The sequence below is a fragment of the Tritonibacter mobilis genome (assembly GCF_001681715.1).
Classification (GTDB): domain Bacteria; phylum Pseudomonadota; class Alphaproteobacteria; order Rhodobacterales; family Rhodobacteraceae; genus Epibacterium; species Epibacterium mobile.
This window is the reverse complement of record NZ_LNWY01000010.1, coordinates 1-20,972: the sequence shown is the minus strand read 5'-3', so window position 1 is coordinate 20,972 and position 20,972 is coordinate 1. Positions and strand designations below refer to the sequence as shown.

Sequence of the window (20,972 nt, the reverse complement as noted above, 5' to 3'; positions counted from 1 at the left end):
GTGTTGTTCCTTTTCAGATTTTAGCGCCACGTAGGCGGAGTGAATTCAGCACCACCGAGATCGATGATGCGCTCATCGCGAAAGCCGCGAACATTGGGCTGATCAAAATGCCAAAAAGCGGATACAAAAGGCCGGCGGCGATCGGCACACCACTCGCGTTGTAAATCAATGCGAAAAATAGATTTTGGCGAATGTTTCGCATCGTTGCTCGCGACAACCGACGTGCTCTGACGATGCCGTCAAGGTTACCTTGCACCAAAGTTATACCGGCGCTTTCGATGGCTACGTCCGCGCCTGTTCCCATAGCAACGCCCACGTCTGCTTGTGCCAGTGCGGGAGCATCGTTAACACCGTCGCCGGCCATCGCGACTTTCTTTCCTTGCCCCTGTAGATCCTTGATAATTGCAGCCTTGTCTTCCGGCAGAACATCAGCTCGAATCTCATCGATGCCCAGCTTGGTTGCTACGGCTCTGGCAGTGCGTTCATTGTCGCCCGTGGCCATAATGATTCGAAAGCCCAATTTATGCAGAGCTTCAAGCGCATCGGGCGTCGTTTCTTTGACCGGGTCGGACACGGCCACAAGCCCGGCAAGCGCGTTGTCCACCACTACAAACATCACTGTTTCACCGTCGTCTCTTCGGGAATTGGCCGTCTCGATCAGATCGCCGGCATCAAGCCCGAGGTCTTTGACCAGTCTGTGATTGCCGAGGGCCACCGTATATCCGTCAACCACGCCCGTTACGCCCTTACCGGTGATAGCTTGGAAATCGCTGGCTTTGGCCAAAGCTACCCCGCGTTCGTCGGCTCCGGCCACGATGGCTTCTGCCAAAGGATGCTCGGATCCTTTTTCCAGGGTAGCAGCGAGGCGCAGTACCTCTTCTTCCTCATGTCCCGCCTCAGGTAAAACTGCAACAAGGCGCGGTTGACCCATCGTGAGCGTACCCGTCTTGTCCACGATTAGAGTGTCGACCTTTTCAAACCGTTCCAATGCTTCCGCGTTCTTGATCAATACGCCTGCTTGCGCACCTCGGCCGGTGGCCGTCATGATTGACATTGGGGTCGCCAGACCCAACGCACACGGACATGCGATTATCAAAACCGCAACGGCTGCGACTAGAGCATAAGACAGGGCCGGAGCGGGTCCCCATATGGCCCAACCGATGTAGGCCAAGACTGCAATCGCAATAACAGCCGGCACAAACAATCCTGCCACTCGATCCGCGTATTTCTGGATCGGTGCACGTGACCTCTGAGCGTTTGAGACCATTTCTACAATTTGGGACAGCACGGTGTCCGACCCAACGCGCGTAGCTTCAACAACCAGCGATCCGGTCCCATTTATGGTTGCTCCGGTGACAGTGTCGCCCACAACCTTTTCGACGGGGATTGGCTCTCCCGATATCATGCTTTCATCTATGGACGAATGCCCTTCCGCCACAACACCGTCGACGGGCACTTTGTCACCGGGTCGGACCCTAACCTTGTCGCCGACCTTTACATCATCCAGAGGCACCTCCGCCTCGCTGCCATCTGCGTTTAGGATGCGCGCGGTCTTGGCGGCCATATCGAGGAGTGCCCGTATCGCTTTGCCGGTACCCTCTCGCGCGCGCAACTCCATAACTTGACCCAACAAAACGAGTGTTACAATTACTGCTGCCGCCTCAAAATAGACACCAACGTGGCCTTCGCTGTCCCGGAAACCATCAGGGAAAACTTCCGGCGAAAGAACAGCCACCACGCTGAACACCCATGCGGCCGAAACCCCCATGGAGATTAGGGAAAACATGTTGAGATTCAGAGTTTTAAACGAATTCCAGCCCCGTATCATAAACGGCCAGCCGCACCACCATACAACTGGGGTACCCAACACCAATTCAATCCAAAGCGTCGTTCGCTCACCGAATATCTGGCGGACTTCAGGGAAACCAACATATGGTCCCATCGTCAAAACAAGCAACGGCAGCGTAAGAACGGCACCGACCCAGAAGCGTCTAGAAAAATCGTCGAGCTCGGGGTTGGGGCCATCTTCCACCATAGCTGCGTTTTCCAGTTCCAGACCCATACCGCATATCGGGCATGAACCGGGATCTGTCTGGCGTACTTGCGCATGCATTGGACAGGTGTACACGACGCCGTCGTACTCCAGTGGCACCGTATCGTACTCGGCACCTAGTATGTCATTAGCGCCAGAGTGATGGTGCGCGCTTTGCCCGTGTTCTTCAATCTCCGCTTCGGGCACCAGATGCATACCGCATTTTGGGCAGTCGCCGGGCTCTCTCTGACGCACTTCGAGGTGCATCGGGCAAACAAAGATGCTGTCCTCCGTCGCGGCGTTTGCGGTTTCTCGGTGTGTGTTCATTGTCGAGAGTCCATTTGTTTTTGAAAGACGTAATCAGTACCGCTTGGCGAATTTGGCGCTTTGTAGTGCCCAAGCCGGGAGATCACTTTGCCAACTTCCATGATCGGAAGTTGGCACTCTTTCCCGTTTGCCTCGCAGAGACTATGCTTTGGCTCAATTGTTCTGAGGTACTTGCCCGTGCTGCTTTGTAGCTGCACTTGGCATCCTCATCCGCTCGATTGGAGCGGCAATTTCCGCTTCAGTGATGGCTCCATCGCCGTCTGCGTCAAGGTGCTGAAACCTGTCAACCGTTGTCTCACGGATCATCGCAGCATGAAGTGCCTCGAACTCAACGAGCGACAGTACACCATCGTTGTTTGCATCAAATTCGTTTAACTTGGCAAGCATCACTTCTCTGCCTGTTTCTGGAGATGACATGACCCTCATGCCAGGCCCCATCATAAACTTCATCACGGATCGATCCTTATCCATTGCATTGTCTTGAGCATGACCGCCCATCATTGCATTGTGCATGTGCGTCATCATACCCATCATGTTCTGCATCATGGCAATTTGGCCCCCGGCGTGCTCAGGTGCATCGCTCTTGGCAGCTCCACCGCTGCTATGGTCATGTTGGTCCTGGGCCAACAGCAGTCCTGGGGTTGCGAGCGAAATGGCAAGTGCGGTGGCAATCGTGGTCATTTTTGTCATTGGATATCTCCTACTGGTTCAGTCGGTCGCGAAGAGAGTGAGAATTCATCGCAAGCCCACCGTTTTAGCGTGTGTGCGACCGTCGTCACTTTCTCGGTCTTCAGTCCCCGAAGTGTTTCCGCGTGACCTGACGATCTCGCTTTGCATGCTGGTGCTCTTGCGACAACAGCACGCGGCAGTCTCGCCTGGCTTCGGGGTGTTTGAGTCGGTGTATGTCTTTTCTTCTTTTTCCATCACGGAGATCCTGCTAGGTGGTTTCAATCCTGTAGACGCCTTATCCGCAGCATCGTTACCAAGATTGCACCCCTTGGGGATCATCGAAGAAAAATAGAAGTGTTCACTGCCCTTGAAGAGCGTGAGCTACTCAGGTCCGCCTTTCTCTTGGCGGACGAAAAAGGTCAAAAATCGGCTTTTTTGGAATTGAGTATCGGGCTGTGGTAACCCTAATGCCTTCGCTTTGCAAAAAATAGGCTGGGTTACTGTGGTTTGTCGTGATTGCTACATAGCAACCCGCCCCAACCGAGCAATGCCACTGCTCGGGAGAAGCGAAGTTAAGCGAGGAGTGCTCAAAATATTCAAGCAGGTGTGTCTCGATGCTAGGCTTTTGCGTGTGTCGATCACCAACCGCCTCGACATGTCCGACGCCGCTAAGCAGCATGGCGAAGATGAGCAATCCAACTGTCACCAATTGTAAGCCGTTATTTCGCAGCAATTGGTTTATAGATGGGCTCAACATACCGTCCTCCTAAGATAAAAAATCTGACATATCTGAGGATTAAAATTGTTGATCTAGATCAATTGTCATCCCGTCTTCCCGCGTAAGTTACGGTTTCCGGGGTTGGCCGTGAGTTTAGATATTCAGTGTCTACATTCGGAGTACGGATATGGTTACCCGACTTGCTACTCATGAATGTCTCAGGGTGGTGGCCTAACAGTTCTCCAGCCAATGAGACCGTCCATGATGACATGCACGCTCAATTTGAAACCGCTCAAGATCACAGTGCAAATGAGATGGAACTGGTGTATTCACAAGTGGGAGGCTTCCAGTATTATACTTGCAAAACTTGAAAGACAGCTAAACTCCGTACATCCAAGCCGGCACTTTATCCATATAGACTTGGACCGAACGCACGCCATCAGTGTTTTCAGCAGCGACTCTGATCGCTTGCTTGACAGCCTCGCCTTCCGCGGTGCCCCAGACAGTCACATTTCCGTTCTCTACTTGAAGATTAACGGAGCTCACCGATCCTCCTGGTGCTGTTGAAATGGCGGCTAACACCTGCCGTCGCAGGACTTCGTCTTCCGGTTTAGGTACAGGCAGCCTTCCGTTTCTAGACAGCGCAATGGCTTGTATAAGGTCTGCCCTAGATACAATACCAACTGCGACGCCATCCTTTGTTACGGGCACACGCTTTATGCGGTTCCGTTCAAGGGTTAGAGCGATGTCCTCCACTTTCGTATCTTCATCGACCGTGATCATATTGCGGGTCATCACGTCAGCTACACGCGCACTGCGTGTTTTTATGTAGTCCAATGCGGCCCCTTCGTTGGATAATAGCTCCAACCACCAAGAGCGGTGCCGCGCTTGTCTATCGCGCATTCGCCGCATCAAGTCGCCTTCGCTTATGAGACCTAAAAGCCTTTGGTCATCATCCAGAACGAGAATCGCGCTGATACGGTTGTTCAACATCAACTCCACGGCTTGATCGATGCTTCCTTCTTCGGAAATTGAGACAATATTGTTTGTCATAATATCTTTTGCTCTCATTCGATTTTTCCCGATTTGTCCTGTTTTCTAGTTTTAATTTTCCCAATAGGCCCTTCGATATGCGCTCCTGCATCGACGTGAAGCACCTCACCAGTGACGCAGAAGCATAATCGCTGAGCTGACCTCATCGCCTGAGATACTGCAGCGCCAAGGCGCCACGCTGGCGCTTGCAGATAAAAGAACGCCGAAATTCGTCAGCTCGAACGCAGTGCGGGTTTGAGTCGGACCGGCAGAGATCGCGTTCACCCTGATTTCGCCCGGGCTGAGTTCGTGCGCGGGGTAACGCACGCTGCCTTCTAATGCCGCTTTCACCGGCACCATGACATTGTAGTTCTCGACGACCGGCTCTGCACCAAGATAGTTGAGGGTGAGGATGCTGTCGCCCTTCGTCATCAGCGGTTCGGCCAGCCGTGCCATGCGGATCAGCGAATGCACGGAGACGGTCTCCGCCTTGGCAAAACCCTCGGCCAAGGAATCGATCAGGCGACTGTGCAGATCGGCCAGCGGAACCGAGCTGATGGCATGGAGCAGGAAGTCGAGCCGTCCCCACCGCTCCGAAATCCCCGCACAAACGGCTTCGAGTTGGTCCGGGACCGCGAGATCGCGGGGCAGAACGATCGGTGCCTCCAGCCGCCGGGCAAGTGGCTCCACATGCGGCCGGGTACGCTTGTTGCCATAGGCGATGGCTAGTTCGGCTCCCGCTTGGCGAAAATGCATCGCCGCGGGCGAAGCTAGGCTGCGTCCGTTGGCAATTCCGATGACAAGTCCCTTGCGCCCCGACAGGCCGAGCAATTCACTCGGATCGCAGCATTCCGCAAAACAAGGTGTGACAGCGACGGCATCCTTGCCCGAGCGTGGGCAGGTTACGGAGGAAGAGCTGGGGACACCTGCATCGGTCATTTCGTGTCGCCGTCCTTCGCATCTGGGTCCCGGTCGGTTTTGTCCTGAGCTGCCTCGCGCTGTCTCCGTCGCGCATCTCCAGTCAGCGGGTGCGCGCGTCCGCCATGGCCTTTACTGCCATGGCCGTGACCAAAGAGATGCATCGCGATCATTCCTGCCAAGAGCAGAAGCACGAGCCAGTTTTCGGCGATCCACGCCATCACTCAGTCCTTGTCTCTCACTGAGAAACCTGCGCCGGGCACGAACATCGCCTTGAACACTGCTGCAAATGCGTGATCGCGGGCTTGCCGCAGCGCGCCGAGTCTGGACCCTATCCGCTCAAAAGCTTCCCGCTCTACCGCCACAGACGGGTCGTCTTTTGGTAATGGCTGGCGCCCTGGGCGGATGGCCTCGGCCATGGTTTCCACCGCGGCCATCCATGGATTGTAGCGTGCCGAGAACATCAATCGGCTCCAGCGCATGGGGTGAATGTTTCGAAGGGCTTCGGCGGAGTACGGCGTCGTCATCGCCCTGATCCAGGGTCCAGCGAACAAATCATAGGCCGCTTCGCCAATGCGGGAGACCTGAGCAACGTTGCGAAGTGCGTCCTCGGGGTGGACTTCGCCTAAATCGGATACCTCGCGCGGTTTGAAGCGAACCGAATAGGCCGGTTTACGGCAATCGGGATCGCCAGTTGGGTTGTCGATCTGCATTTCGTAGAGACCCGGTTCCAACCCCTCAATCTCGTCGAGGCTTTCGAGGATCGCGCAATGTTCAAGGCGCGCGACAGAAGCGGAAACGAAGATACCCAGATGCCCGACATGCGGGTTGATCAAGTAGACGATGCGCTGGCCGGCAGCTTTAAGTGCGGCGGTATCGCCATAGACCTTCGGAATCCAGCCAAGCGCCTGGGCCGGTGGCGTGATGTTGTCGCCCTCCGAGGCGAAGATCACGATCGGGTTCTGGATGCGTCGCAAATCGGCGGTGCAGCCATCGCAGATGCGCAGCTCGCCGCTTTCGAGCTTATTTCCGATGAACAGGTTTGCGGTGATCGCGAGGATTTCCTCACGGCTCAGTGTGTAGAAGCCGTTCCACCAGCGTTCGAACTCCAGGAATCGTTCGCGTTCGCCGTCCACGTTGGTGAAGAGATGCGCATACTTCTCCCAGATTGCCTTTTCAGGTTGCAGGTTCTCGAAGTTCTGCGCGAGCGACGCGCCATCGAAACGACCGTCGCCCAGGTCCGCCGCCATATGCGCAGCCCATGTACCGCCGACGAACGCGCCCATCATACGCATCGGGTTGGTACCGGCCTCACCGGCCCAGTAGGAGAGCGGCGAGCCGTTCAGGACAATCGGTCCCGCAAGCCCGTTGCAATCGGCAGCGAGCAGCGTGATCGCCCAGCCCGCCTGGCAATTGCCATAAAGAACCGGTGGATGGTCGGGATGGCGCTGTGCGATTTCCTCAACGAACAAGCGCAGAGCATGGTGTACATCGGCAATGGTCTGGCCCGGCTCGGGTTCAGGATAGAACACGACAAAATAGACCGGGTGGCCTTCGTGCATGGCGATACCAACTTCGCTGTCGCGTTTGAAGCCGCCAATGCCCGGGCCATGACCAGCACGCGGGTCAACGACGACTACCGGAGGTTTGGCCATGTCGACGCAATCGTCCCAGCAATCTTCGCCGATTTCGGTGATCCTTAGGAGCGCGTAATTCGCGGAGCGCTCGAAGCGACGTGCGTCAAGAACGGTTTCATACTTGAAGTCGAGCAACGGCGGCATGCCCCGACGCTCGTGTTCAATCATGTTGTCTGCGCGTTCGCGAAGCGTGTCCATGAACAGCACCCAGCGTTCGAACAAATCCCTAGGATAAGCCGACGATGCGTGGACCGGGCTGGCGGCTTGCGGAGTCACAGGCTCTGTGGCCGGCGATACGCCATGCTCGACAACCGAGCCTTTTTGGGTTTCAGCTACGGTTTTAAGCTGCGGCTTGCGTGATCTGGTTGTGGCCATCTTCAATTCTGTTTAGCGAGGAAGTTGAACAACGGGCCAAAAATCAGCGCCACAAACCAACCGTAGAGGAGTGTTTCGGCAACGCCTAAAAGGTAGCTGCCCAAGCTGATCCCGTTGACCCATGGCAATAGCTGCATCCAGAGGCGAGACATTTCCTGGCTCGGGAAAGCGAGGTCGAACAGCACGCAGATCGTGAAGGTGATCGCGAAGAAAATTCCCAGACTCCAACCCAGAGCCTGAATGGGGATGTGCGCAGTACGGTGCACTTCGGTGGCTGTGGTCATGGCGAGGCCTCCATTGTCAGTTTGCGCCTCTCGTGGCGCATCATGAGGAAGACGCTTCGGATCCGTATACATTACACGTTCCCCACGCTACTTCGCCGGAGAGTCTTTTTCCGCATCATCAGTAAGCGCGGTCTTGCTTTCGGGGCGATCGGAATTCGTCAGGGCGACGCCGACAAGTGTCACCAGGATGCCAAGTACCGCAAGATATCCGATGGTTTCGCCAAAAAACGTGGCACCCATGGCCAGCCCGAACCCCGGCACGAGGAAGGCGAAAGCGTTGGCGTGGCTGAGTTCCGTGGTCCTCAGGATTTCGCTCCAAAGCCAATAGGCGAAAGACGACCCCAAAAGGCTGATCGCGAGCAGGATTAGGATGAATTGTGGCGAGAAGGTTACCGAAAACGGATCCTCAAACAAAACCGCTCCCAGCATTAGGGGCAATCCGCCGATCAACATCTGAAAACCCATCGCCATCAGAACATCAACCTGGTCTGCCAGCGCACGGATTAGAACATTACTGACTGTGATGCCGATCGCCGCAACAAGGATGTAAGCAACCCCTAAACCAAAACCGCCCGCCGCAGGAAGTCCCATTTGCGGTGCGGCAATCATGATTATGCCGATGAATCCCAAACCAAGACCAGCCTTCCCCCGAAATCCCAAGCGCTCATCCAGTACCACAGCCGCAAGAGCGGCAGCCATCAGAGGCTGGGCATTTGCAAGCACCGTGGCGATCCCTGGAGAAACAAATTCTGATGCCATGAACATGCCCAGAAATCCAAGTGTGGTAGCTCCGAGACCGATGCCGGCAATGGCGAGAAAGGCCTGCCTGCCCTTTGGCCAAGGTCGACCAAGAACGAGTGCGATAAGGACAAGCGCTGCTCCGGCGAGAAAGGCGCGCAGGGTGGCGAAAGTCAGATGCGGCGCATAGGCAAAGCCCGCGACGATGAGCGGGAAGCAGACCGCCCATAAGAACATCACCAGGATGATGAGTGATGCCTTGCGGACCGTCATTCAGCGGCGACTTCCTTGTGAATGGGAGCATGAGGTTTGTTCTCCGCACTACTCGTTTCGCTGCTCGGATCCGGCAGCTTGCTTTTTGCTACTTCAATATAGTTGCGCGTTGTCGGCACAGCGTCCAGCCGGTGTGCGAGCTGAATCTGAAACACCACGAGACGGTTGTGACGGAACCCGGCCTCGCAGGCCGCAAGATAAAACTCCCACATTCGGCAGAAGCGCTCGTCAAAGAGCAACGCCGCCTCGTCTCGCCGCGCGAGAAACCGCTCTCGCCACGCTTTCAGCGTTTCGGCATAGTGCAGACGGAGAACTTCGATATCCGTAACAACGAGGCCTGCCTGCTCGATCTCGGGTACAATCTCCGAAAGCGATGGTATGTAACCCCCCGGAAAAATGTATTTCGCGATCCAGGGATCAGGCGCGCGCGGCCCCCGACTGCTGCCGATTGTGTGCAGCAGTGCCACACCGTCCTTTTCAAGCAGTGCCGCAAGCTTGGCGAAGTATTCTCTGTAGTGTCCTGCGCCAACATGTTCGAACATGCCGACGGACACTATCCTGTCAAACCGGCCAGATTGGTGGCGGTAGTCACGCAACTCGAACCGGGCGCGGCCAGCGAGTTCCTCGCGAAGGGCGCGCGCGGCGGCGTGAGCTTGTTGATCTGCGGAAAGTGTCAGACCGGTGACATCCGCTCCCGAGGTGCGCGCAAGATACATTCCTAGCCCGCCCCAACCTGACCCGATATCCAGCACTCTCTGCGCAGGTTCTATCTGCAGCTTTGCCGCGATGTGCCGCATCTTGTGTTTCTGTGCTCCCTCGAGGCTGTCACGAGAATTCTCGAAATAGGCGCAAGAGTACTGGCGCTCGGGATCGAGGAACAGGTCATAGAGATCGTCGCCCAGATCGTAGTGATGTGCCACGTTACGCCGTGCCCGGTTTATTGGGTTGTGCATCGCCAGCCGTCTCATCGCCATGCGCATGCGATGGCTTGCCCGCCACAACCAATGTATCGGAGCTTCGTCGGCATTCCGCAGGCAAAGCGCAAGAAACTTGTAGAGATCTCCAGTTTCCACGCTGAGCGCGCCATCCATCCACGCCTCTCCGACGGCCAGGTAGGGGTTTAGCGTAATCCGCCGCAAGGTCGGCCAGTCGTGGATTGAAATGGTAATCATTGGCATCCCGCTGCCGTAGGCCCGCACTTCACCGTCCGGCAGATGAACGTGAAGCGTCCCCCGTCGGATCAACTTGTGCAGCGCTCGGTCTAGAAGCCAAAGAGCCAGCATAGCCGAGTGATCTTGTTTCAATAAACCTTTAGCTTTTTGATGTTCCATGGTTTTAGCCACGTTGTGGCAAGCTTTCCCAAATGAAGAACTCAAACCGGTTTGCCGATGCTGGTCTCTCGGTATTGATTGGTTGATGCCTTGTGACCCTAGAGAGTCGCGCTAAGCCCATACACAGAGTCTCTAATCGTTGTAGCCTTGGGAAGTGTCTTATAGATCTCGGAAGGACGCTTCCTCTATGTCTGTGCCTTAAGGTTGACAAGCTCATGAAGGTTAGGTTCCAGTCTCGGACAAAGAACGGCTTTCCAGCATTTCTTGTTGCCAAATCGGAACAGGAATTCGAACTGCGCTACCGTAGACGTTTCTCCAATGTATGGATGCTATCAGGTCGCAGGCGATGAGAAAAACTAATGCTACCAAGGCGAAGGTGATGAGAGTTCCGAACATGTTAATCTCCTCTAAGCTAAAGGCCCTTGTTGTCTTCGATAGAGAAGACGTCGAAGCGAACTGTTCGTTACAGAAAGACTTGATGCCAAAGTCGAGGATAGGCTTAGGTAGCGCATGAAATCTTACAAAAACGTTTGGGCTTCTAGCCCCGCATTTTTACAATTTAGTTTCGCAACGACGCAGAGGCTCTGGTCCAAGGATGCTGTTAACCAATGCCTCGGCTACGCAGCGGCGCGCAAGCACAAGGATTACGTGGGCGTCGTTGTGATCGAGTTCCAGAGAATTTGCTACAAGCGCTAAAGCTTCGTCTTCGATTTCCACCCTTCGGAATAGCTCACGCGCGATCGAACCGACATCAGCTTCTAAAGAGTCGCTGCATTTGCATAGTAGTTCTGTGAGTAAATGAGCTGTTTCACCCGTACTGCTATTTTCACTCTTCGCTCGTGGTTCGAATGACGGTGGCACGACCCTTATCTCCTCCTGACATATCCCTTAGTGGAGGACGCGCTTTGAAGAAATGTCTTACAACGCCGTGTTATTCGGTGGGCGGATCCTCTTCGCAATCGGTTTCCTCAACCGGGTGTTCGCATCCCTCCGGTGGGCAGGAACAGTCTTCGAACCCGTGGCGACAGCATGGCCCACAATGGGCCAACAACGCATCTCCCAAAGCAGCTCGGGCGCGGTGAAGACGAACATTTAATGTCCCTGGCTTGATCCCCAAGTCTTTTGCAACCACACTCCGTTCGATTTCTTCAATATCGATGCGGCGGATTAGATCAGCATCGATCGGTCGCAGTTCTGTGACCAAACCTTTGACGCATTCACAAATCAAACTCATGTCTTCGATAGGATCTTCGGTGACTGTTGCAAACTGAGTCTCTCGCGAAACCGCATCTTCGAGACGCTTGGATCTAGCAAGTTTCCGATAATGATCATTTAGCGCGGAGCGTAAAACGGCGTATAACCACGCGTCCATGCGATCCACTTCGCGTAACTGTTCTTTACGTGCAAGAACCCGCATGCAGAAGTCTTGCAAGACATCCTCGGCGTCGGACCTGTTCTCCAGTCGCTTCATCAAGAAGCCGAGAAATGCTCCTCTGTTCGTTGACAGCGTCGCCTCCGGACCAGTGCTTTGTGAACTGGTATTTCGGGGCGGCTGGTTGGTAGACTTGTCCACAGTCTTGCTCCCTCTGTTTAAATGGGTCCAACGTCTCTTGCAGTGCTAACTTCAAATTCGGCTTGATACGTGGACACCAACGCAGAAACTAAGTTTTATTGGACCCATCAAATACCTCAGCTGGTTTCACTATCTTGGTTGATCCATTAAGTACTCGGCCATGGCTGCAAGATCTGCGGTACTGAGAAACTGGGTTCCATGTAAAACGACTTCTCCCATGGCGTTGCCAAAAGCATCTCCGGATGGAGTCAGACCGGTCTTCAATGCATAGGCCAAATTGTCCGCATCCCATCCTTGTTCTTTAAGCGAAGATGTATCGATCGCAGGCGCTTTACCTCCACCTGGGATCAAGTCTGAACCAGCGAACTTCTCAGTTTCTTCTTTACGCCCTCCAGCCAAGTTGCGAGGTGTATGGCAAGCACTGCAGTGAGTCGCTCCTTCGACCAACCATTTGCCACGATTCCAACTATCGCCTTTGCCCTCCACAGGTTCCGTATCAGGGTCGTGCATAAATGCTGCGCGCCACAACTTTAGACCAGCACGCTGATTGAACGGGAACATCATACTTGGCGCGACAGACGGTTCCGCTACCGGTGGCACAGTTTGGAATGCCGCCCAGAGATCCGCGATGTCCTGATCTGAGAAGTCTGCATAGAACGGATAGGTAAATGCGGGATAATAGGGCTCTCCCTCCGGAGATATGCCCTGCCTTACCGCGACTGCGAACTGGTCGATTGTCCAACCCCCGATCCCGTGAACAAGATCTGTAGTTAGATTTGGCGAATACAATGTGCCAAATGGCGTCTCCAGAGCTACACCACCTGCCAGAGGTGCGCCGCCCTCTGGGTTGGTATGGCAAGCGATGCAGCCGGATGCTCTCGCAAGATAGGCTCCATTCTGAACATTGCCGTCCAGAGCCGCCAGTGAAGGCGACGGAGTTCGGGAAATTGGCCAAGCCGCGAGCCCAACAAAGCCGATGACCGCAAGGGTGGCAAGCAATCCAAGGCCAATAGATAGGCGCCTCATCTTAGTTGGACTCGGCGCGGAATTTCGTATGACACGCCGAACATGCTTGACCGACTTTTGCAAAGACTGCGTCGGCTGGCATCTGCGCAAGCATCTCGATGTCTATCATGCCATTCATCGTTTGCCCCATCATGCCGCCGGTCCCCATCATGCCGCCGGTCCCCATCATATTGGTACTAGCCCCCTCCTCAGACACTGATGCCGCCAGACCATTTTCGGCGGCTTGGGCGAGACCTTTGCCAAGGTTCTCCAGTTGCATAGCAAGAACTTCAAATTGTTCCCAATCGGTCCATACATCGTCTTTCGCCTCGGAGGGCATGCCACCGCTCCCTTCTGGGAAAAGCTTCGTCATTGCCTCACCGGCATGTTCCTCGATGGTGCGTGCGTAGTCTCGGATAGCTTCAGCGTTATATTCGACGTTACCGCGCATCATCGGTGTAATCGCCTTTGTCGCCTTGCTCATAGCCACCATGCCGTCCATGCGTTCTTTTACGATACCTGTGGCGCTGCCATGCGCCCAAACGAGACTTGCGGCGGAGACCGCGATTAGTGAGAGTAAAAGGGTGGTCTTTTTCATTTGTTTATCTCCATGGGGATTGTTTACTGAGGGTGAGATGCTTCAGCTTCGCGATCACCGGATCACATCGAAGTTGCGGTTTGCGCCACTTGGAGGATTGTATGCCCCGGTCATGGTCAGCATTGACCTCTCGGTAATACATGTGCCGAGACCTCCAGTGTTCCGTGCCTGAAATTTAAGAAAACAGTTGGATGGTCGCCTGGGCTGAGATCTTGTTTGAGATCAGTTAATCGCGCGCCGATATGGGAACTCGAGACGTCAAGTATTTCCCCTTCATCAATGCCAAATCCATTCTGCGCGATCGTCGAACCTACGAGATCTTTGAAGTATAACTCACCGCCCGAAGATACATCAGATGCGACCCCATCCAGGAACACCATCTCGGCCGAAGTGTTCTCGAAGACCATCTCAATCTCAGCGTCGCCATCTTGAAGACCGCTGGTAACACACAGTTTGCTTATGTAGATGCCATAAAGACCTTCCAAGGACTGCTCGACGCCATCCGCGTGTGCAGGCAGAGTAGCTACCGTCGACCCAATTAGTCCCATCACCAAAACATGCCGGGTAAAGCGCATCATGGGGTTCCTTCGATTTCAAAGAATTGTGGGCGACTATACCGTTGCTTCAAGTTCAGCCCGTGGGTTACTCTTCCGCATTGCAGCAAGAAACTCTCATACTCCCTTGCTCGCAGCCTGACATCGGACGAATTCTGATAGTACAGAATGAGTTCCCGGAAAGGACTGGAAAAATCTTTGAAGGCCGCAATGACTGCCACCAAGGCGCCAAGTGACAAACGGCCTTCAATAACAAGCCAGCCCCCAATCGAGTAAAGCAGAAAAGGCGTCAAAGACATTAGAAAATTACTGATTGCCTTTTGCAAATACTTCGCGCGCTGCAATTCAAGTCTCGTGTTTCTAAGCTTGTGGGCCGCTGAGAGTGTTTTGCGAGTGATGTATCGGCTGGATACATCACCGGTTTGCTCCCCGAGAACGTCTCCGAATGCGCGAACAGCGCGAATGCGGAGTCTCATCCGTTTGTTTACCCATCTTTGCAAAATGGGTATGATAAACAGTTGAACAGGTACTAATGTCATCGCTGCGGCTCCCAATATCGGGTCTTGGATGAACATGAACAGCAGGACAGTGACTAAGGTGCCGCCTTGAAATACAGGCGTCGCCAGAACATCTCCCGCAAACCCGCCGATAGGTTCAATTTCACTCGTCGATAGTGGGATGACTTCGGTTCTGCGCTGTCCTTCCGGTGCGCGTCGCCACGCCCGGTAAAGCACCAGGCGCAGCCGCAAAAGCGTTCGCTCTCCGATCTCCCCCTTCCTGACGTTAATACAGTACTTGATCGCGCCGCTCACGATCAGGGAAATAAGATACAAGACAGACAAGAGTCCAAGAAACTCTAGTTGTGTGTATTGAGAGTCAAAAACATCAATGGGGAAATGGTTTGATTCGATCGCACCGTTGACAATACGTTTTGGCAACTCAAGTGTCGCATACAGTACTGGTTGTGCTAACAAACCAAGAAATATAACGGTAACCTGTTCATGCCAGCGCAGCCCTATCAAGCGGCGAACAAGAGCAAACTCCCTACGATCTTCAATAGAAAATAGCCTGTTTTGAGCTATACTTCTGATAATCTGAGCAAGGAATATCAGGAAACCTAATAGCGTAGCGAGAGGCGCAATTACTAGAATAAGCTGCAGCGCCACATGCAGCCACTGGGGAGGGTTTTCAATGATGTGGAATCCTAACAGGTCCGCAATATGATGTGTCCAGCCGAAAAGACCAGAAATTGTAAACGCGTCGATTTCCAGAGCCGTACTCATTGGGTGTCCTTAATTCGGCCGGCAGAGAAGCGGCCCTGGAACCTAAACATCACGTCTATTGCTTCATAAGCTCTGTTACGATGTATTTTCCGTTGACTTGCTCAACGACAAAATGAATTTGAGTACCTTTACGAAGACCTTTCATCATCGAAGGCTTCGCAACTGCATAACCCATTTCCATCGCTGGCATGTTGATGTTTTCGAGTGGGCCGTGGTTGATGGTCACAACATTCGATTTGCGATCCAAGTTCGTAACGGTGCCCATCGACATGTCGTGGTCGCCGCCCGCCAATGACGCTGTTGCGGCAATTGCCAAAGCGGCTGCGAGTGAGAGAATTTTCATGTTTTGTTTACTCCTTTGTGATGTGGAAGATCGGTTGCTAGAGTCCAGGCTTTCTTGATTTCAAAACAGGCAAGCTTTGGAGTTTGGCTGAAAATCACCGAAGGATTTCACTCTGACTATCGGGTTGAGCCCGACGGCTTTGTTGAAGTTGGCAGTGTGAACGGCCCTGGCGTTTTTACCTTCGATATCCTGTGCTTTGCTTGGCTTTGAGCCGTGATCACGTCATGTCGATAAAGCTAAAAATCCCAAACAAATCAATACTACTAGGCCAGTTTGAAATGTATCAATTTGTAAGGTTTACACCGACGAACACGACCGATAGCTATCGTTCAGAAGAGCTATCGTTCAGAAGATTGAAGAAAGAGACCTATGCGGCTGGAATGGATGACCAAGATAATTTGCGTCTTGTCGCTCGCTCTTTTAGTATTGTCGCTCACTCCAACTCTGTCTGTTGCTGTTGAGAACTCGCCTCTAACGTTCCAGGAAATTTGCGCGGAAGATAACTCAGGGCATGCTGCGCTGGTTACTGATCAGCAAGAGCGTCATGACACTGCGTGCTTTGGCTCGATGGCGCACTGTTCGATTATTTCCACAACGCCACCGACGCCTTATGCGCTAGGTCTTGTGACAGCTTTTAATGCTCAGAAGCTTGTGGCGCAGAGCGCCGAGAGTCGCACACTGGAAGTGAAGTCGCCCCCTCCGCGTTCCTGAAATCCCTTGCGATCTGCAGGTTGCTTCGTGCGTGTAGTTAACTGCGAACAGCGCTTAGTCCCTGCATCTGCATGCTTTGAGGGCGGTTGCCGGTAGGCTTTTTCGCAACGCCGAAGAAACCGGTCGCCCGATCTCAGATCTTGCAATTTAACAGACTCTAACAATCTCACTTATAAGGAGAAGAAAATGCCGCTCTTTAGCGCAAAATTCCTTGCACGCTCAGACACTGCTTTGAGTACATCGGAACATATCTCTACAGGCCTTTCGCGGCGCGAGTTCGGTCTGGCGGCAGCTGCAGCTCTCGCAATGCCAACCGCTTTGCAAGCTCATCAAACGCCGAAAATTACTTCTAAGGGTACGTATGACATCACCGTTGACCGGGTGCGGATTGATACAGGCGATTTCCGCACGAAGGGTGTTGGCTACAACAATAGCCCGTTCCCGACCGTCCTCCGCTTCAAGGAGGGTGAAGAAGTCACGATCAACGTCAAAAACAATCTAAACGAAACTACCTCGATTCACTGGCATGGGTTGATCCTACCGTTTACTCAAGACGGCGTACCTGGGATCAGCTTCAACGGGATCCCCCCGGGAGAGACCTTCACCTATCGGTTTCCGATCACCCAGGCTGGCACCTATTGGTTCCACAGCCATTCCGGGTTCCAAGAACCGGACGGTGCGTACGGGGCCATTGTGATCGAGCCTCGCGGAGGTGAACGGGTGCGGGCAGATCGTGATTATGTCGTCCAGCTGGCCGACAAGCATCCGCACCCCGGCAACAGGATCATGCGCAACCTCAAGCGAATGCCTGACTACTACAATCGGTCGCAGCGCACGCTCCAAACACTCATAAAAGACTCGCGCGCTGACAGTCTGCAAGCAGCCCTGCAGGAACGCGGGATGTGGGGCAGAATGCGCATGATGCCGACCGATATCGAGGACGTTCAGGGGTTCACGGCGTTAATCAATGGCCAGAGCACGTCGCAGAACTGGACCGGCTTGTTCCGTGCGGGTGAGAAAGTTCGACTGCGTTTCATCAACGCGTCCGCGATGACCTATTTCGACATGCGGATTCCGGGGCTCAAAATGACCGTGGTCCAAGCGGACGGGAATGATGTTAAGCCGGTCGAGGTAGACGAACTCCGTATTGCTGTAGCCGAAACATACGATGTCATCGTGCAGCCGCGTGAGAACAAAGCTTACAGCATTATCGCGGAATCGGTGGGACGTACCGGCATGGTGCGGGGCACTCTTGCACCAAGAGAAGGTATGGCAGGCGCTGTGCCGACGATGCGGCCGAAACCGCTTCTCACCATGGCCGACATGGGCGGTATGATGGGTGGAATGGGCATGGAGGGTCATGTGATGCAGAACATGACCGGTATGAACCACGCCAACATGACCGACATGAAGAAAACTGATATGGACGGCATGGATCACTCCAACATGGAAGGTATGGATCACTCCAACATGGCCGGTATGAACGACTCCAACATGGCCGGTATGAACGACTCCAACATGGCCGGCATGGACCATTCCAACATGGCTGGAATGGATCACTCCAACATGGGCGGCATGTCGGGACCCAGCAGCGTCGACCCCACCTATGTCAATGGTAGTGGTTTGATACCCAAGGCCTACAATGGTGGGAAATTCCTGTCCTATGCCGATCTGACGGCCGCGCGGCCCAGATACAAGTACAGAAAACCATCGCGCACCATCGAATTGCGCCTTACCGGGAACATGGAGCGTTACATCTGGTCGATCAACGATGTGAAGTATAGTGACGCGGAGCCGATTGTCCTGAATTACGGAGAACGCGTGCGCATGCGATTCATCAACGAAACGATGATGGCGCACCCGATGCACTTGCACGGCATGTGGTCGCTCGTGGACATGGGCAAAGGGTCTCGGAACCCCATCAAACATACCGTCAATGTGAACCCCGCCATGACCGTGGACATGGATGTCGAGGTTGATGAACCCGGGCAGTGGGCGTTCCACTGTCACCTTTCATACCACGCCGATGCAGGCATGTTCCGCAAAGTCGTGGTGCGCGGCAGACCGGCATAAGTGCCTCGAATACGAAGGAAAAGATCAATGCAAAACATAAAGATAGCTAGCGCTGCAGGCATGATGCTTGCAGCCGCTTCGACGGCTCAAGCCGAACCGCTCATCTACGGGTTTCAGGCGGAGCAGTTCGAATATCGAGACGGTGACAACGGCGAAAACGTCTTTGTCTGGGATTTCGATTTCGTCGTTGGAACAGACGAGTTGAAGTTAGTTTGGCGGAGCGAAGCTGAAATCGTGGAAGGGTCTGGCGACTTCGAAGGCTTGGAAAACCAGCTGCGGCTACAGTTCCCGATTTCGACTTTCTTTGACGGCGTTGTCGGTGTCCAGGCAAGTACACCCGACGGATTACCGGATCGGTATAATGCGGTGCTAGGCCTTAAAGGTCTTGCTCCTGGTTTCCTAGAGGTTGATGCTGACTTCTTTTTGTCCGATCATTCGTTCTTTCGATTTGAGGCGGAGTATGAGGGTCTAATTACCAATCGACTCATCTTGACGCCTAGCATCGAAGTAACGGTTCCCCTTGAGGATGATCTTGCTTATGATCAAGCTTCGGGTGGTGCAACAATCGAAGCTGGGCTGCGGCTGAGCTATGATTTGATTGATCGTTCCTTCTCACCTTACATAGGGGTTAACTACGAAAAGTCCTTTGGTGGGACGGCTGATCTTATTCGTGCAAGCGGAGAAGAAAACGGCGTTACCTCTATTGTTTTTGGGACGCGTCTGATGTTTTAACGCGAAACCGCCCCTTCTGAACGGAAGGGGCGGTTCAATCCGACTGTATCAACCGTCGGTCGCAAGTTGATCTAGGAAACAATCTGCATCTGTGCTGGAAAAGGAAGACTCAGATTCTACGCGATATTGACCTTCTCGTATCAAACTTCCTCGATTTCAGGTGAGCCTGCTCTCGGACTGAGAAAACTGTCGATGAAAAGAGGATACTTCAGCGACGAACATATCACTAGCACGAAAGTACACTGAAACTGCCGTTCTGAACTGCGATACTAAGGTACGCCCGTGCAAAATGGTGATTTTGGTCCCGAAAATCGACTGTATCCTCCAGACATGGCAGCCTGCTCATATGCAAAACCTATTTTCAGCCAACATGCCTGGCTTGCGGTTTGTGATAAATGTCATGGCTTTTAGCTTGGTCGCTCTAGTACCGGTCTTGCTGATTTATGTCATGCGTACGCCTGGATTTTCCTCAGCGTTGATGGACGGTGGGCCGGCGCTGTCGCGATTTCTCAGACAGGTTTTGACAAACGGGCTACCAGTTATCTTTATCGTTAACTACGTCGGCTTCTTCCTGTTTGCGGTGTTGAATGAGAAAGGCACCAATAGCCGTGATCCGGCGATATTCATTTTCTTCGATGTCGTAATTCGCGTCGCTCTATTTCTCGTTCTCCACGCCTTTATTTACGTGCTTTCCGCCGGTTGGTTCGGCTCATTTGGAGGCAGTCGGGCGACGGCTCTTTCAGTGGTTGCGCCCACACTGGCGCGGTCCGCTTTGTTTGAAAACATATCCGGGGTTTACCTGTATGCCACTTTGGTTAGTGCACTGCCGCTCTATGTTACGGCAGCCGGAAAGTCCCCAATTCTGAGACCTTTCATTGGTTTGTTTCCAAAAAGTATCGGCGCGGTTTCGGTTGCTCTGCTCGCTTTTTTGTTAGCCGCTGTGTGTCTGACGGCTATTGCAGCCGTCATCCTGCGTCTTCAGAGCTAGATTGCCGTCGCGCTCTCATGTAAGCGGGATGCGCGCCAAGCTTTGACTAGAGCCAGGATCCAGAGCCCCGCCAGAACGAAACTCCAAAGCGCGTTCCAACTCGCCATAGACAAGCTGAGGAACTCCCAAGCGACTTCGTCGCACATGACCAAGGCTGATGGTGCGGATGATGCAGAGGGCAGAAGGTCCGCAGCTGACAAGTTTGACATGTCAATACCAGAGCCTGTGCAAGATGTCGGACCCTCCCACCAACCCCGTTCGACGCCGGTATGAAACATCCCGATGCTCGCTGTCACGAACGCAGCGACAGCGCCTGCCATCAGTAGCAGTAAGATGGGCAAACCAACCAAGAGAAGCACGCCAATAGCGATGGCAATCGCGTGAGGGTACCGCTGCCAAATGCACATCGCGCATGGTGCGTAGCCCGCTGCCTGAAACAAGAAGGCAGCCAGCAAAAGAAAGGCCGATCCGCCGGCAGCGATCAAACCAAGTTGTTTCGAAGACAGGATCATTCACTTTCCTTTCGCCGACAGGCAGCACGCCGGTTGAACCCGGTGTACCCCTCAAAGTACGCGCCGCAGTTGCCGATTTCGCGGCAACTGCGAATTCATGATCAGTTCGGCATCATCGCGCCGATTGCGTACATCCCATCCTCGCTCTGAACGAGCATGAGCGTCACCTCGTCACCGGCGGCCACCGCGCCCATCATCTGGGCGTTGTCGAGCACCGTCAGATCCATCGTCATTGCCGGCCAACCGAGGGAGTGGACAGAACATGG

21 protein-coding genes are annotated in these 20,972 nt (G+C 53.9%); 3 read left to right on the top strand and 18 right to left on the bottom strand.

Going from position 1 to position 20,972, the window contains the following annotated elements; translation table 11 throughout:
• Nucleotides 1-13 precede the first annotated feature (13 nt).
• The 16 genes from UB90_RS10580 to UB90_RS10505 all read right to left on the bottom strand — a co-directional run bounded on the left by UB90_RS10580 (nucleotide 14) and on the right by UB90_RS10505 (nucleotide 15,690).
• Nucleotides 14-2,359 (bottom strand): copper-transporting P-type ATPase, encoded by a 2,346-nt coding sequence (locus UB90_RS10580; protein ID WP_172599769.1) that lies wholly within the window; start codon nucleotides 2,357-2,359, stop codon nucleotides 14-16.
• A 153-nt stretch (nucleotides 2,360-2,512) separates the two neighbouring features.
• Nucleotides 2,513-3,049, bottom strand: coding sequence for an EF-hand domain-containing protein (locus UB90_RS23085; protein ID WP_065331724.1), 537 nt, complete (start codon nucleotides 3,047-3,049; stop codon nucleotides 2,513-2,515).
• A gap of 364 nt (nucleotides 3,050-3,413) precedes the next feature.
• Complete coding sequence (locus tag UB90_RS22810) at nucleotides 3,414-3,785, bottom strand: hypothetical protein (protein ID WP_131818819.1); 372 nt, start codon at nucleotides 3,783-3,785, stop codon at nucleotides 3,414-3,416.
• A 339-nt stretch (nucleotides 3,786-4,124) separates the two neighbouring features.
• A complete protein-coding gene (locus tag UB90_RS10570; RefSeq protein WP_065331723.1) occupies nucleotides 4,125-4,817 on the bottom strand; it encodes a CBS domain-containing protein in 693 nt (230 codons plus the stop codon).
• A gap of 87 nt (nucleotides 4,818-4,904) precedes the next feature.
• Complete coding sequence (locus UB90_RS10565) at nucleotides 4,905-5,717, bottom strand: SDR family oxidoreductase (protein WP_235859292.1); 813 nt, start codon at nucleotides 5,715-5,717, stop codon at nucleotides 4,905-4,907.
• Nucleotides 5,714-5,917: a hypothetical protein gene (locus tag UB90_RS10560; RefSeq protein WP_065331722.1), complete on the bottom strand. Its 204-nt coding sequence runs from the start codon at nucleotides 5,915-5,917 to the stop codon at nucleotides 5,714-5,716. The genes UB90_RS10565 and UB90_RS10560 overlap by 4 nt, the downstream gene beginning before the upstream one ends.
• Nucleotides 5,918-5,920: 3 nt before the next feature.
• Nucleotides 5,921-7,708, bottom strand: coding sequence for a DUF3141 domain-containing protein (locus tag UB90_RS10555; RefSeq protein ID WP_081285566.1), 1,788 nt, complete (start codon nucleotides 7,706-7,708; stop codon nucleotides 5,921-5,923).
• 2 nt (nucleotides 7,709-7,710) lie between these two features.
• On the bottom strand, nucleotides 7,711-7,992 hold the full coding sequence (locus tag UB90_RS10550) for a DUF5676 family membrane protein (protein WP_065331736.1): 282 nt from the start codon (nucleotides 7,990-7,992) through the stop codon (nucleotides 7,711-7,713).
• Nucleotides 7,993-8,079: 87 nt separating this feature from the next.
• Nucleotides 8,080-9,003, bottom strand: coding sequence for a DMT family transporter (locus UB90_RS10545; RefSeq protein ID WP_065331721.1), 924 nt, complete (start codon nucleotides 9,001-9,003; stop codon nucleotides 8,080-8,082).
• Nucleotides 9,000-10,334, bottom strand: a complete 1,335-nt coding sequence (locus tag UB90_RS10540; RefSeq protein ID WP_284357365.1) for an SAM-dependent methyltransferase — start codon at nucleotides 10,332-10,334, stop codon at nucleotides 9,000-9,002. Before UB90_RS10540 ends, UB90_RS10545 begins: the two co-directional genes overlap by 4 nt.
• Nucleotides 10,335-11,265: 931 nt before the next feature.
• Complete coding sequence (locus UB90_RS10530) at nucleotides 11,266-11,907, bottom strand: RNA polymerase sigma factor (RefSeq protein ID WP_065331718.1); 642 nt, start codon at nucleotides 11,905-11,907, stop codon at nucleotides 11,266-11,268.
• 129 nt (nucleotides 11,908-12,036) lie between these two features.
• Nucleotides 12,037-12,933: a c-type cytochrome gene (locus UB90_RS10525; RefSeq protein WP_065325770.1), complete on the bottom strand. Its 897-nt coding sequence runs from the start codon at nucleotides 12,931-12,933 to the stop codon at nucleotides 12,037-12,039.
• Between the two features lies 1 nt (nucleotide 12,934).
• Nucleotides 12,935-13,510 (bottom strand): c-type cytochrome, encoded by a 576-nt coding sequence (locus UB90_RS10520; protein ID WP_065325771.1) that lies wholly within the window; start codon nucleotides 13,508-13,510, stop codon nucleotides 12,935-12,937.
• A gap of 116 nt (nucleotides 13,511-13,626) precedes the next feature.
• Nucleotides 13,627-14,088 carry a hypothetical protein gene (locus tag UB90_RS10515; protein ID WP_050672440.1) on the bottom strand — a complete coding sequence of 154 codons (462 nt, stop codon included), beginning with the start codon at nucleotides 14,086-14,088 and terminating at the stop codon, nucleotides 13,627-13,629.
• Nucleotides 14,085-15,347, bottom strand: coding sequence for an ABC transporter transmembrane domain-containing protein (locus tag UB90_RS10510; RefSeq protein ID WP_050672441.1), 1,263 nt, complete (start codon nucleotides 15,345-15,347; stop codon nucleotides 14,085-14,087). The genes UB90_RS10515 and UB90_RS10510 overlap by 4 nt, the downstream gene beginning before the upstream one ends.
• A gap of 55 nt (nucleotides 15,348-15,402) precedes the next feature.
• A complete protein-coding gene (locus tag UB90_RS10505; protein ID WP_050672442.1) occupies nucleotides 15,403-15,690 on the bottom strand; it encodes a copper-binding protein in 288 nt (95 codons plus the stop codon).
• 897 nt (nucleotides 15,691-16,587) lie between these two features.
• Between UB90_RS10505 and UB90_RS10500 the strand changes: the two genes are divergently transcribed.
• From UB90_RS10500 to UB90_RS10490, 3 genes are all read left to right on the top strand, one after another.
• Nucleotides 16,588-18,474, top strand: coding sequence for a copper resistance system multicopper oxidase (locus UB90_RS10500; RefSeq protein ID WP_081285564.1), 1,887 nt, complete (start codon nucleotides 16,588-16,590; stop codon nucleotides 18,472-18,474).
• Between the two features lie 27 nt (nucleotides 18,475-18,501).
• The gene (locus UB90_RS10495) at nucleotides 18,502-19,206 is read left to right on the top strand and encodes a copper resistance protein B (RefSeq protein ID WP_050672443.1); all 705 of its coding nucleotides are present in this window, start codon (nucleotides 18,502-18,504) and stop codon (nucleotides 19,204-19,206) included.
• Nucleotides 19,207-19,606: 400 nt separating this feature from the next.
• Nucleotides 19,607-20,194: a hypothetical protein gene (locus UB90_RS10490; protein WP_227512160.1), complete on the top strand. Its 588-nt coding sequence runs from the start codon at nucleotides 19,607-19,609 to the stop codon at nucleotides 20,192-20,194.
• Here the strand turns inward: UB90_RS10490 and UB90_RS10485 are convergent.
• Both UB90_RS10485 and UB90_RS23245 read right to left on the bottom strand, forming a co-directional pair.
• A complete protein-coding gene (locus tag UB90_RS10485) occupies nucleotides 20,191-20,706 on the bottom strand; it encodes a disulfide bond formation protein B (protein ID WP_050672444.1) in 516 nt (171 codons plus the stop codon). The genes UB90_RS10490 and UB90_RS10485 overlap by 4 nt on opposite strands.
• A gap of 101 nt (nucleotides 20,707-20,807) precedes the next feature.
• On the bottom strand, nucleotides 20,808-20,972 hold a 165-nt coding region (locus tag UB90_RS23245), incomplete at its 5' end, for a copper-binding protein (RefSeq protein ID WP_169819101.1).